This window comes from Variovorax humicola (assembly GCF_037889915.1).
GTDB classification, from domain to species: Bacteria; Pseudomonadota; Gammaproteobacteria; order Burkholderiales; family Burkholderiaceae_C; genus Variovorax; species Variovorax humicola.
The window spans coordinates 84,501-96,902 of record NZ_JBBKZV010000023.1; the positions used below are offsets into that span (position 1 = coordinate 84,501).

The 12,402-nt window shown below is 67.4% G+C and carries 14 protein-coding genes; 8 read left to right on the top strand and 6 right to left on the bottom strand.

The window, feature by feature from the left end; all coding sequences use genetic code 11:
* The first annotated feature begins 17 nt into the window (after nucleotides 1-17).
* From edd to WKW80_RS26670, 3 genes are read left to right on the top strand one after another with little or no spacing between them, the layout of a single operon-like run.
* Nucleotides 18-1,850, top strand: coding sequence for a phosphogluconate dehydratase (gene edd / locus WKW80_RS26660; RefSeq protein WP_340366593.1), 1,833 nt, complete (start codon nucleotides 18-20; stop codon nucleotides 1,848-1,850).
* Nucleotides 1,841-2,488, top strand: coding sequence for a bifunctional 4-hydroxy-2-oxoglutarate aldolase/2-dehydro-3-deoxy-phosphogluconate aldolase (eda, locus tag WKW80_RS26665; protein WP_340366594.1), 648 nt, complete (start codon nucleotides 1,841-1,843; stop codon nucleotides 2,486-2,488). Before edd ends, eda begins: the two co-directional genes overlap by 10 nt.
* Entirely contained in the window at nucleotides 2,485-3,210 is a 726-nt protein-coding gene (locus WKW80_RS26670) for a haloacid dehalogenase type II (protein ID WP_340366595.1), read from the top strand. Before eda ends, WKW80_RS26670 begins: the two co-directional genes overlap by 4 nt.
* A gap of 15 nt (nucleotides 3,211-3,225) precedes the next feature.
* Here the strand turns inward: WKW80_RS26670 and WKW80_RS26675 are convergent, their stop codons facing one another.
* From WKW80_RS26675 to WKW80_RS26695, 5 genes are all read right to left on the bottom strand, one after another.
* Entirely contained in the window at nucleotides 3,226-4,134 is a 909-nt protein-coding gene (locus tag WKW80_RS26675) for an RNA polymerase sigma factor (RefSeq protein WP_340366596.1), read from the bottom strand.
* Between the two features lies 1 nt (nucleotide 4,135).
* On the bottom strand, nucleotides 4,136-4,441 hold the full coding sequence (locus tag WKW80_RS26680) for a hypothetical protein (protein ID WP_340366597.1): 306 nt from the start codon (nucleotides 4,439-4,441) through the stop codon (nucleotides 4,136-4,138).
* A 91-nt stretch (nucleotides 4,442-4,532) separates the two neighbouring features.
* Nucleotides 4,533-5,060, bottom strand: a complete 528-nt coding sequence (locus tag WKW80_RS26685; protein ID WP_340366598.1) for a DUF1697 domain-containing protein — start codon at nucleotides 5,058-5,060, stop codon at nucleotides 4,533-4,535.
* A 25-nt stretch (nucleotides 5,061-5,085) separates the two neighbouring features.
* Nucleotides 5,086-5,496, bottom strand: a complete 411-nt coding sequence (gloA, locus tag WKW80_RS26690) for a lactoylglutathione lyase (RefSeq protein WP_340366599.1) — start codon at nucleotides 5,494-5,496, stop codon at nucleotides 5,086-5,088.
* A 498-nt stretch (nucleotides 5,497-5,994) separates the two neighbouring features.
* Nucleotides 5,995-6,537, bottom strand: coding sequence for a PaaI family thioesterase (locus WKW80_RS26695; protein WP_340366600.1), 543 nt, complete (start codon nucleotides 6,535-6,537; stop codon nucleotides 5,995-5,997).
* A gap of 50 nt (nucleotides 6,538-6,587) precedes the next feature.
* On the opposite strand from WKW80_RS26695, the gene WKW80_RS26700 reads away from it, so the two are divergent.
* From WKW80_RS26700 to WKW80_RS26715, 4 genes are read left to right on the top strand one after another with little or no spacing between them, the layout of a single operon-like run.
* Nucleotides 6,588-7,043, top strand: coding sequence for a MarR family winged helix-turn-helix transcriptional regulator (locus WKW80_RS26700; RefSeq protein WP_340366601.1), 456 nt, complete (start codon nucleotides 6,588-6,590; stop codon nucleotides 7,041-7,043).
* 46 nt (nucleotides 7,044-7,089) lie between these two features.
* Nucleotides 7,090-8,409 carry an MFS transporter gene (locus tag WKW80_RS26705; protein ID WP_340366602.1) on the top strand — a complete coding sequence of 440 codons (1,320 nt, stop codon included), beginning with the start codon at nucleotides 7,090-7,092 and terminating at the stop codon, nucleotides 8,407-8,409.
* Nucleotides 8,410-8,422: 13 nt separating this feature from the next.
* A complete protein-coding gene (locus tag WKW80_RS26710) occupies nucleotides 8,423-9,865 on the top strand; it encodes an MATE family efflux transporter (protein ID WP_340366603.1) in 1,443 nt (480 codons plus the stop codon).
* Between the two features lie 34 nt (nucleotides 9,866-9,899).
* Nucleotides 9,900-10,604: an SDR family oxidoreductase gene (locus WKW80_RS26715; RefSeq protein WP_340366604.1), complete on the top strand. Its 705-nt coding sequence runs from the start codon at nucleotides 9,900-9,902 to the stop codon at nucleotides 10,602-10,604.
* 47 nt (nucleotides 10,605-10,651) lie between these two features.
* On the opposite strand, the gene WKW80_RS26720 is transcribed toward WKW80_RS26715, so the two are convergent.
* Entirely contained in the window at nucleotides 10,652-10,960 is a 309-nt protein-coding gene (locus WKW80_RS26720; protein WP_340366605.1) for a hypothetical protein, read from the bottom strand.
* Between the two features lie 189 nt (nucleotides 10,961-11,149).
* On the opposite strand from WKW80_RS26720, the gene WKW80_RS26725 reads away from it, so the two are divergent.
* Nucleotides 11,150-12,370, top strand: coding sequence for a helix-turn-helix domain-containing protein (locus tag WKW80_RS26725; protein WP_340366606.1), 1,221 nt, complete (start codon nucleotides 11,150-11,152; stop codon nucleotides 12,368-12,370).
* The last annotated feature ends 32 nt before the right edge of the window (nucleotides 12,371-12,402 follow it).

The following is a 12,402-nucleotide window of genomic DNA, read 5'->3' on the forward strand; positions in this document are numbered from 1 at the left end:
TGGTACGATGATTGGCCATGACCACACACCCCACAGTTCTAGAGGTCACCGAGCGGATTCGCGTGCGCAGCCAGCCGATGCGCAGTGCCTACCTGCAACAGCTGGCCGAAATTCGTGACCGCGACCGGGGCTCCGATCGCATGGGATGCGCCAACGTGGCGCATGCCGTGGCCGGCATACCGGCCAACGACAAATTCAAGGTGGTGAGCGAACGGGCGCCGAACATTGGCGTCGTCACCGCCTACAACGACATGCTCTCGGCCCACGCGCCGTACCAGGGCTACCCCGACATCATCAAGAACGAGGCGCGCAAGCTCGGCGCCACCGCGCAAGTGGCGGGCGGCGTGCCCGCGATGTGCGACGGCGTTACCCAGGGCACGCCCGGGATGGAACTCAGCCTGTTCAGCCGCGATTTGATCGCGATGAGCACGGCCGTCGCCCTGACGCACGACATGTTCGACGCGGCGCTGCTGCTCGGCGTTTGCGACAAGATCGTGCCGGGCCTGTTGATCGGCTCGCTGCACTTCGGCCATTTGCCGACGGTGTTCGTGCCGGCCGGGCCGATGCCGTCAGGCATGTCGAACACCGCCAAGTCGAAAGTGCGAGAGCAGGCTGCGCAGGGACTCGTCGGGCGCAAGGGCTTGCTCGAAGCCGAGATGGCGGCTTATCACGGGCAAGGCACCTGCACCTTCTACGGCACGGCCAACAGCAACCAGATGTTGCTGGAGGCGATGGGGCTGCACGTGCCGGGCAGCGCGTTCATCCAGCCCGGCGATTCGATGCGCGAGGCGCTGACGCGCGAGGCTGTGCGTACCGTGCTCGGGCGTGCTGCGGACAAGGCTTTCGACTGCCCGCCGATCGGCGTGATGGTCGACGAGCGGGCCATCGTCAACGCGATGGCGGCGCTGCTGGCCACGGGCGGATCGACCAACCACTTGATTCACTGGGTGGCCGTGGCGCGCGCCGCGGGCATCGTCATCGACTGGGACGACTTCTCCAAGCTCTCCGACGTGGTGCCGCTGCTGGCCCGCGTGTATCCCAACGGCACCGCCGACGTCAACGAGTTCCAGTCCGCGGGCGGCCCCGGCTTCGTGATCGGCGAACTGGTCGAGTCCGGCCTGATGCATGCCGATGTGCTCACTGTGCGTGCCGGCGGCATTCGCGAGTTCGCCGGCATTCCCCAACTGGCGGATGCCGGCGATGCCACGTTGCGCTGGAACGCGGCCGCGCCGTTGGCCGATGAAGCCATCACGCGCCCGGTCGACAAGCCATTCAGCGCGACGGGCGGCCTCAAGCTGCTGAGCGGGAACCTGGGTCGCAGCGTGATCAAGGTGTCGTCGGTGCCCGATGACCGCCACGTGATCGAGGCGCCGGCCCGCGTGTTCGATTCGCAGTTCGCGCTGCAGAAGGCCTTTACCGCCGGCGAACTTGATCGTGACGTGGTCTGCGTGGTGCGCTGGCAGGGCCCGCAGGCCAACGGCATGCCCGAGCTGCACAAGCTCACGCCGCCGTTGTCGGTGCTGCAGGGCAAGGGCTTCCGTGTGGCGCTGGTCACCGACGGGCGCATGAGCGGCGCGTCGGGCAAGGTTCCCGCCGCCATTCATCTGTCGCCCGAAGCGGCCGCTGGCGGCCCGCTGGCCAAGGTGCGCGACGGTGACTTGATCCGTCTCGACGCCGTGGTCGGCACGCTGGCCGTGCTGCTGCCCGATGACGAATGGGCGGCGCGCGAGAATGCCGTTCAACCCGATTCCCAACGCGCCGCCGACGGCCGTGGCCTTGGCCGCGAACTGTTCGCCGGCATGCGCCGCAACGCGCTGACCGCAGAAGAAGGAGCCTGTACATGGCTGTAAAAGAAGATACGAGATTGACGGCGCTCGAAGTGATGCGCGACGCCCCGGTGATTCCGGTGATCGTGCTGTACGACGTGGCCCATGCCGTTCCGCTGGCGCGCGCGCTCGTGGCCGGCGGCATCCGCATGCTCGAGGTCACGCTGCGCACGCCGCAGGCGCTGCAATGCATCGAGGCCATCGCCAAGGAAGTGCCCGATGCCGTCGCCGGCGCCGGCACCATCCGCAGCGCAGCCGACGCGCAGGCCTCGGCGCTGGCGGGTGCGAAGTTCGGCGTGAGCCCCGGCTACACGCGCTCCGTCGGCAAGGCTTGCCACGACATCGGCCTGCCGCTGTTGCCCGGCGTGGCCACGGGCAGCGAGATCATGTCGGCGCAGGAAGATGGCTACACGCAACTCAAGTTCTTCCCCGCCATGCAGGCCGGCGGCCTGCCGATGCTGAAGGCGTGGCAGGGCCCGTTCGGCGACGTGACCTTCTGTCCCACTGGCGGCATCAGCCTGGCCAATGCGCCGGACTTTCTGGCACTGTCGAACGTGGCCTGCGTCGGCGGTTCATGGATCGTCCCGACCGACGCCATCGCCAAGGGCGACTGGGGCCGCATCGAGACGCTGGCGCGCGAAGCCAGCCAACTGAAACGATGAGCGAGGGTTTCGACCAGAGTTTGCTGAAGGTCATCGCATTCGACGTATTCGGCACGGTGGTCGATTGGCACGGCGGCATCGAGGCCGAGGTGAAGCAGGTGCTGCCCGAGGTCGATGCCGACGCTTTCGCGATGGCGTGGCGGGCGGGCTACCAGCCGGCGATGCGCGGCGTGATGGAACGGCTGGCGGCGGGCGAGGGCGGTTTCACGCTCGTCGACGAACTGCACCTGGCCATCCTCGAAGACGTGCTGCTCGAATTCAAGGTCGATCGCCTCGACAAGACGCAGAAGCGGGATCTGAACCGCGCCTGGCATCGTCTGCCCGCCTGGCCCGATGCGGTCGAGGGACTCACGCGGCTCAAGCGCAAGTTCACGATCTGCACGCTCTCGAACGGCAATATCGGCCTGCTGACCGAGATGGCCAAGCGCGCCGGCCTGCCATGGGACTGCGTGCTGTCGGCAGAGGTATTCAAGGCCTACAAGCCGGACCCACGCACCTACCTCGGCGTGGCTGGCGTATTCGACCTGGGCCCGTCGGAAGTGCTGCTGGCTGCGGCCCACCACGACGACCTGGAAGCCGCGCGCAGTTGCGGCCTCCAAACCGGCTACATCGAACGCCCGCTCGAGTTCGGCCGGAAGCGGCCCAAGGACGTGTCGCCGCGCCCAGACAACACGCTGCATGCGCGGGACATCAACGGACTGGCGGATTTGCTGGGCTGTTGAGGCGCGGCGTCTTCTTCAGTCCACAGGCTCGATCAGGTCTTCCTGCGCGATGTAGGGCACGTAGCGGAAGTCGCGGATCGAGGCGACACGCTCTTGCGCCCAACCGAGTTCGATGAAGTAGCGCGGCTGGCCCGGCTGCGCCTGCAGGCGCACGGCCAGCACCTCGCGGCCGTCGAGCCATGCGGGCGTCAAATGCCAGCCGGCGGTGCGGTCGTAGTTGCTGAAATACATGCCGACTTCGCGCCGGCCGGCGGCCTTGCGTTGCGACACCAGGTCGAGCCGCACGTCATCGGCCAGCATGGCGCGAACGCCGTCCCAGTCGTGGGCGTTGAACAGCGAGGCGTAGCGCAGGAGTGCGGGCGAAACGGCACGGCCGGGAGGAGCAGGAGATGGCGCCTTGCTCGCATGCAGCAACGTGGCGCGCCCGCGATGCAGCGCCGCCTTGACGGCCGGCACGCTCAGATTCAGTTCGAGAGCGATTTCATCGGTCGAATGGTCCAGCACATCCTTCAGGATCACGCAGGCGCGCTGGGCCGGCGCGAGTTCCAGGAAGCACGAGATGGCCGCGCGCATCGCCTGGCTGCGCGCGAGCATGTTGTCGGGTTCGCGCGCCGTGTCGTCGGCGACATCGCTCGCGGCTTCGATTGGCTCGCTGCGACGGTATTTTTCATGCCGCAGATGGTCGATGGCCTTGTTGTGCGCGATGCGAAAAAGCCAGGGGCGCAGTGGCGGCAATTCCTTGAATTGCGAGAGTTCGAAGAGGGCGCGGCCCAGCGTTTCCTGGACGACATCCTCGCCGTCAGTGACGGAGCCGGTCATGCGCGTGCAGTAGCGGTGCAGGTCGGGGCGAATGTGCGCGACCAGCGCGAGAAACTGCCTGCGGCCCTGCTCCAGAACGCCGATGATGTCGTCCGGTGGCCTCACCTCATTCGCCGAAGAATCCATAGGATCCGATCTCTGTCAGTTGCACGCGGTGCGGCGGTACTTCGCAGCGCTCCTTGACGCCCGCGGAAAACGCCTTGAAGGCGGGCAGCGAGGTCAGCGCGTTGCTGCCGTCGGCCTCGCTGTGCGCGACCATGTGAATGAAGCTTACGCCGTCCTCCAGCTTGAACGTCGCGTAGCGTAGCCCCTGTGGCCGAGCCTGCTCGAGCGCTTCGTAGACGGCCTTGGCCAGGCGCTCGTTTTCCTCGACGCAATCGGGCTTGAGTTTGTAGCTCACCATGTGTTTCATGACAGGTCCTTCGGGTTGATGTTGGGAGACACACCGACAAGACGAATGGGCGTCGCAAAAGGATGCGGTGCCGGATGTTTGCCGCGCGAAATCAATCGGCGATGAGTTTTTCGACCGTGCGCAGATTGCGCGTGGTGATGCTGGCCTTGTAGCGGGGTTTGGCCAGGAGCTTGGCCACCGGTGTGTCGGTGCTGCTGCCGCGTGGGCATTGCCAGTACAGCACGCCCTTCCCGGCCTGCAGGCGTTCGACGGCGGGGTCGATCGTGCCGGCCTGCGCGATCAACTCGTCGAGCACCTTGGGTTCGGAACTGAAGACGACGTAAGGGTGGCGCTCGTCGTCGATGCGTTCGAAGGGCCAGGCCTCGGCAACCTTCGCGAGTCGGGCCTGCGTTTCGAGCACGATCCAGGCGTCGTAGCCGAAACGCTCGCGCAGTGCGGCTTCGATGCGCTTCTTGAGAGTTGCCGCGAGGGCGGTGGCGTCGAACAGCACATTGCCGCTGGCCAGTACCGTTCGCACTTCGCCGAACCCGAGTTCGACAAATACCTTCTTCAGGTCCGCGCCATGGATCGTGATGCCATTGACGTTGACACCCCGTAGCAACGCGACGTGCCGTGCCATGCTCTGGACAGATAGCGAAGGCTACTCAGCGCAGCCCGCCGCCGGCCGCGTTTTCGGGACGCTGGATCAATTCAATCTTGTAGCCGTCAGGGTCCGTCACGAACGCGATCACCGTAGTGCCGCCCTTGACCGGACCGGCCTCGCGCGTGACGTTGCCGCCATTGGCCTTGATCTTTTCGCAGGCCGCATGGGCATCGGGCACGCCGAGTGCGATGTGGCCGTACGCGGTGCCGAGGTCGTAGCTCTCGGTGCCCCAGTTGTAGGTCAGCTCGATCTCGGCCTGTGCCGGATTGCCCTCATAGCCCACGAACGCGAGGCTGTACTTGTACTCGGGGTTCTCGGAGGTGCGCAGCAATTGCATGCCGAGCACCTGCGTGTAGAAGTCAATCGAGCGCTGGAGATTGCCAACGCGCAGCATCGTGTGGAGTAGTCTCATCGCGGCATTTTGACTCGCGCCCACGGCGCGGACCAGCCCCTCTCATATCGTTTTCCGCCACGCTATCGCGTGGCCCGCGACGCATGAAGCCAGGACGGGTAATGCGAAGTCTGTTCGTGGGCACCCGCGGAACCGGCTTTGCCGGGCCGCCGGGTGCGCCCACTTGAGGGGGAGGCGCCGCAGGCGCATCGGGGGTGTTCCATTTCCCCCTCGGAACCGGCTCTGCCGGGCCGCCGGGTGCGCCCCCTCGAGACACGCAACCGCGTGACCCTCGACCCACGAAACCGGCGCCGCCAAATGCCAGGGATACCGCGGAACCGGCTTTGCCGGGCTGCTGGTATCGCCCCCTTGAGGGGGAAGCGCCGCAGGCGCTTCGGGGAAGGGCTCGTCCTGGTCTGTTCGTGGGCACCCGCGGAACCGGCTTTGCCGGGCCGCCGGGTGCGCCCCCTTGAGGACCCTTGAGGGGGAAGCGCCGCAGGCGCATCGGGGGTGTTTCATCTACCGCTTGGGGAGCTCGAAGACGAGGCAGGTCGTCGTTGCATGCGCATACAGCGTGCCATCGGGGCCGAACAGGCGGGCTTCCGCGGTGGCGAGTTGCTTGCCGCAGTGGATGACCTTGCCTTCGGCGCGCACGCGCGCCACCTTGGGCGTGAGGCCTTTCACGTAGTTCACGCCGAGCTCGGCGGTGGTGTAGCCGCGGCCGGGCGGCATCATGGTGTGGATCGAACAGCCCAGCGCTGAATCGAGCATGGTCGCGACCCAGCCGCCGTGGATGGTGCCGAGCGGGTTCAGGTGCCGGGGCAGTGGCTGGCCCTGGAAGATCGCGACGCCGGGGCGTACCTCCACCACCGTGAAGTCGAGCGTCTTGGCGATGGCGGCGTAGGGAATTTCGCCGGCCAGCATCATCTGCATGACTTCCAGTCCGGTCTTGCCTTCGATCTGGGCCGGGCTTGCAAGGCCGGGGCCGGGGCCGGCGTCCAGGTGAGCGGTGATTTCGCGCTCTTCGGCGAGCCAACGTTCAAGAGGGCTGTCCTGCGACATGGTTTTTCCTTAACAGTTGCATATGCAATGATTGTAGCTACAATAAATGCATGAACGCAATTGCCACACCCCGCGGATGTACAAATTTCAAGCTTCGCCAGCTTGGCCGGGTGGTCTCGCGCCACTACGATGCGCACGTCGCGGCGAGCGGGTTGAAGACCTCGCAGTACTCGCTGCTTTCGCACGTGATCCGCCTTGGCCCGCTGCGGCCGGTGGATCTGGCGCGGGCAATGAACGTCGATGCGTCGACGCTCACACGCAACCTCAAGCCGCTGGTAGCGGCCGGCTGGCTGGTGCAGGGCGAGGGCGCCGATGCGCGCAGCCACCTGATCGCCGTGACCGAGGCAGGCATCGAGAAGCGCAAGGAGGCGCAGGTGCACTGGCGCGAGGCGCAGCTTGGCCTCAACAAGATCCTCGGCGTGGAGCGCGTGATGGCGCTGCATCGACTCATCGACGAATCGTTGGCCCTGCTCGGCGCCGACGAGCCTGCCGAAGCCGCCGCCTGAGCGGCGCGGCTTCCTCTCCTCTTTTTCAAGATCCGACAGGGTTCCCATGTTTGCCACTCAACTCTCCGCCTGGCTCCAGCGTCGCGGCATCCACTATGGGTGGGTCGTCGCCGGCATCACTTTCCTGACCATGCTGACCATGTCGGCCGCGCTCGGCCTGCCGGGCGCGATGCTGAAACCGCTCACCGCGGAATTCGGCTGGAGCACGGAGCAGATTTCGTCGGCGCTGGCGCTTCGCTTTGCGTTGTTCGGCCTGATGGGGCCGTTCGCCGCCGTGTTGATGGAGCGCTTCGGCCTGCGCGCCGTGATCGGCGTCGCTCTCACGCTGGTGGGCCTTGGCATGGCGGTGGTCACGGTGGCCAGCCAGCTGTGGCAACTTTTCGTGCTGTGGAGCCTGATGCTCGGCCTTGGCACCGGCATGACGGCGCTGGTGCTGGGCGCGGTGGTCGCGAATCGCTGGTTCGTCGCGCGTCGCGGGCTGGTGGTGGGCATGCTCACCGCCAGCGCGGCGACCGGACAGCTAGCGTTCCTGCCGTTGGCGGCCTGGATGATCGAGCATTGGGGCTGGCGTTCCGCCATCGTGCCGATCTTCATCGGCTGCGTGCTCATCGCGGTGCTGGCGCTGTGCTTCATGCGCAACCGGCCGTCCGATGTGGGCCTCTTGCCATTCGGCGAGAAGCCCGGTCCGCAAGGTGCTGCCCCGGCCGCCGCGCCGATGTCCATGACCTTTGCCACGCCGTTCGCGGTGCTGCGCGAGGTCATCGGCGACAAGACCTTCCTGATCCTGGCCGGCACCTTCTTCATCTGCGGCCTGAGCACCAATGGTCTGGTGCAGACGCACTTCATCTCGCTGTGCGGAGACAACGGCCTGGGCGCGGTTCCGGCGGCATCGGTGCTCGCGATGATGGGCGCGTTCGACTTCGTCGGCACGATCCTGTCGGGCTGGCTCTCGGACCGCTATGACAACCGCAAGCTGCTCTTCTGGTACTACGGCTTGCGCGGGTTGTCGCTGTTCTGGTTGCCGCATTCGGAATTCTCGATCTATGGCCTCGGCCTGTTCGCGATGTTCTATGGCCTGGACTGGATCGCGACCGTGCCGCCGACCGTCAAGCTTGCTGGCGCCACGTTCGGCCCGCAGAAGGTGGGGCTGGTGTTCGGCTGGGTGTTTGCCGCGCATCAACTCGGCGCCGCCGTCGCGGCCTATGGCGCGGGCTTCTCGCGCACGCTGCTGCTCACCTACAGCCCGGCGCTCTACGTTGCCGGGGCGGCTTGCCTGGTGGCCGCGGTGCTGGTGCTGATGATCCGCCGTCCGGCAACGCCGCCCAAGCTGGCCAATCCAGTCGTGCCGGCCGCGGCGCGCGCTTGAGGAAGGGCGCACCATGCAAAGGACTGCGACCCCTGACGCAACACCGCGCGAGGCCGGCAACATCGATCCGCGCACGCGGCTGTTGCTGGAGGCGCCGATCGTGCCCACGCTGCTGCGGCTTGCCGCGCCGAACATCCTCGTGATGGTGGCGCAAGCGGCGACGGGCCTGATCGAAACCTACTTCGTCGGCAAGCTGGGACTCGATGCGCTGGCGGGCATGGCGCTGGTGTTTCCGATCGTGATGCTGATGCAGATGACCTCCGCGGGCGCGATGGGCGGCGGCATTGCATCGGCCATTGCGCGTGCGCTCGGCGGTGGCCGGCGTGCCGACGCGGATGCCCTGGTGCTGCATGCCATCGTCATCGCGCTGGGATTTGGCGTCGTGTTCTCGCTGGCCTTGCTGCTGGGCGGACGCTGGCTCTACACGCTGATGGGGGGCTCGGGCGCCGCACTCGAGGCTGCGCTGATTTACTCCGACTGGGTGTTCGTCGGCGCCATCCTGGTGTGGCTGTTCAACTCGCTGGCCGCCGTGATACGGGGCACAGGCAATATGGCGGTCCCTGCGAACGTGATGGTCGCCGGCGTCGTCTTCCTGGTGCCGGCATCGCCGCTGTTGATCTTCGGGTGGGGTCCGATTCCGGGCATGGGCATCGCGGGTGGCGCGATTGCGCTGCTGCTGTACTACCTGCTGGGAACGATCGCGCTGGTCGTGTACCTGCGTTCGAGCCGCAGCCTGCTCAAGCTGAAGCTCACCGGCATCCGGCTGCGCTGGGCGCTGTTCCGGGACATCCTGCGCGTCGGGCTGCTCGGCTCGATCTCCACGCTGTCGACCAACCTCGCCATCGGTATCGCGACGGCGCTCGCCGGCCATTTCGGCGCGAGCGCCATTGCGGGCTATGGCACGGCATCGCGCCTCGAATACCTGCTGGTGCCGCTGGTCTTCGGCCTGGGCGCGCCGCTGCTTGCAATGGTGGGCACCTGCATGGGTGCGGGCCAGCGCGAGCGTGCGATGCGCGCTGCGTGGGCCGGCGCGGCATTGGCGTTTGCATTGACCGAGACCATCGGGCTCGCTGCGGCGCTGTTCCCGCGCCCATGGCTGCAGCTGTTCGGCAGCGACCCCGGCATGCTCGACACCGGCACGCAATACCTGCAGGCGGCCGGGCCGATGTATGGCTTCTTCGGCGTCGGCCTGGTGCTGTACTTCGCTTCGCAGGGGGCCGGGCGCCTGCTGTGGCCCGTGATGGGCAACCTGGTGCGTCTGGCTGTTGCCGCAGTCGGCGGCTGGCTTGCGCTGCGGTGGGGCGGCGATCTCGTGCAGGTGTTCGCGATGCAGGGCGTGGCGATGGTTGCCTACGGCGTTGTGATCGCATCGGCCATTGCGGGCGGTGCCTGGTTCGGCCGTGTCGGGTGGCCGCGTTCGACAGCGGGCATGTTGCGTCGCGTGCAGCAAGCCTGACTCATTTTTATCTACAGACAACCGAAAGACGCTGATGAAACTCAAGGACTCCGTGGTCTTCGTGACCGGTGCCAATCGTGGGCTGGGGCTGGCCTTTGCGAGGGCGGCGCTCTCCGCTGGCGCGAAGAAGGTTTATGGCGCCGCGCGTGATCCGGCGAGCATCACCCTCGCTGGCGTGACGCCGGTTGCGCTTGACGTGACGAACGCCGCGCAGGTCGAGACTGCGGCCAGGGCATGCGGCGACGTGACGCTGTTGATCAACAACGCCGGCATCTCTCGTGGCGGCGCGCTGCTTGGACCGGCCGAAGCCTTCGACGCGGCACGCGCCGAATTCGATACCAACTTCTTTGGTTCCTGGGCGATGGCCCGTGCCTTCGCGCCGGTGCTCGAGGCCAATGGCGGGGGCGCGATCCTCAATGTGTTGTCGGTGCTGAGCTGGCTCAGCCTGCCCACCTCGGCGACCTACAGCGCATCGAAATCGGCCGCATGGTCGTTGAGCAACGGGTTGCGCGAGGCGCTGCGCGCGCAGGGCACGCAAGTCACGAGCCTGCATGTTGCGTTCATGGAGACAGACATGACCGCCGGGATCCCGGGGCCGAAGGCGTCCCCGGACGACGTGGCCCGCCAGGCGCTGGAAGGCGTCGAGGCGGGCCAGATCGAAGTGCTTGCCGACGCGCTGACGCGCCAGGTCAAGCAGAGCCTGTCGAGCGAGGCGCCGGCCTATGCGGCGGCGCGCTGAGCAGGCTGTCGACGCTGACGCGGCCTGACATGGCCTGACACGCGGCTTCAGCGGCGATAGGGGTTGTTGGGCGCGCGGTCGTACCGGTTCGGCACGCCGTCGCCGTCGCGATCATGGCGGTAGTAGCTGTGGCGCTCGTCCCAGCGGTGGGCGCGCTCGCGGTCGTAAAACCGGCGGGGCGGCGGGGGTGCGTAATACACGCGCGCCGGCGGCACATAGACCGGAGGTGCGGGTACGACCACGGGCGGTGACAGATAGACCTGCGCGTTGATCGAGGGCTGCGCTTGCGCAACAGTCCCAACGGCACCGAGCGACAGCAAGGCCGCTGCGGCAACTGCGAAAGTGAGCTTTTTCATTGATAACTCCATGTGGGGAACAAGTGCCTTCATGGTGGACCCCTTATGTCAACCGCGTGTAAGCGTAGAGCGAAGTGTCATGAAGTTGTGCAACCCGTCAGGCGGCCATCAGGGAAGGCGGGGCTCGGAAATCAGGATCTGATGGGCCATCTCGCGGCCTCGCCGGCACGGACAAATTAGCCTGTCGTCATGGATTCACTGATTGCCGCCTCCGCGCGCGCGCTTGCCGCCGGCGATGCGCTCGGCGCGCTCAAGCGGGTCGCCCTGCGCGACGATCCGCCGGCGCTGGCGCTGCGCGGCATTGCCATGGCCCAGCTGGGCGAACTCGCGCGCGCCCGCGAATTGCTGCGCCGCGCCGCGCGTGGCTTCGGCGCCCATGAAGAGCTGTCCCGCGCGCGCTGCGTGGTCGCCGAAGCCGAAGTGGCGCTGGCGATGCGCGACCTCGGCGGCTCGCCGCGGTCGCTGACTTCGGCGGCGAGCACGCTCGAAGCCCGCGCCGACCATGCCAACGCGCTGCAGGCGCGGCTGATTGCGACGCGCCGTCTCGTGCTGCTGGGCCGTCTCGACGAGGCTGCCCTGGCGCTCGCACGACTCGATCCACGCGGCCTGCCGCCCTCGCTGGCAGCGGTGGCCGAGTTGACCGCTGCGGAACTCGCGCTGCGTTCGCTGCGCATCGGCCCGGCGCAGGCCGCACTCGCCCGTGCGCGTGAGGCTGCGGAGCGCGCCCGCGTGCCGGCGCTGAGGGGCGAGGTGGAGGAGGCCGAGGCCGCGCTCGGCCGTCCCGCTGCGCGGCGCATCTTCGCCGGCGGCGAGCAGGCGCTGCGCCTCGATGAGGTCGCCGCGCTGCTGGACTCGGACGCGCTGGTGATCGACGCCCTGCGTCACAGGGTGCATGTCGCCGATGCGTGGCTGCCGCTGGCACGCCGGCCGGTGCTGTTCGCCCTGGCGCGCACGCTTGCCGAGGCATGGCCAGGCGATGTCGATCGCGAAGCCTTGATCGAATGCGCCTTTCGCACAGGCCATCCCGACGAGACGCACCGCGCGCGCCTGCGGGTCGAGATCGGCCGCCTGCGCGCGCTCGTCAAGTCGATGGCGCAGATCGAGGCCACCGCGCGGGGCTTCGTGCTCCAGCCGCACGATGCGCGCGCCGTCGTCGTGCTGGCGCCGCCCATCGATGGCGACCAGGCATCGCTGGTGGCGCTGCTCTCCGACGGCGCTGCGTGGTCGACCTCGGCCCTCGCGCTGGCGCTGGGGGCCAGCCAGCGCACGGTGCAGCGTGCGCTCGTCGAACTCGAGGCAGAGGGAAGAGTGCGCGCCATCGGACAGGCGCGGGCGCGTCGCTGGCTGTCGCCGCCGCTCGCAGGATTCACGACGATCTTGTTACTCCCCGCTGCGCTGCCGATTGAATAGAGTTGTCTCCACGCGCTGAACCAAGGCGCACG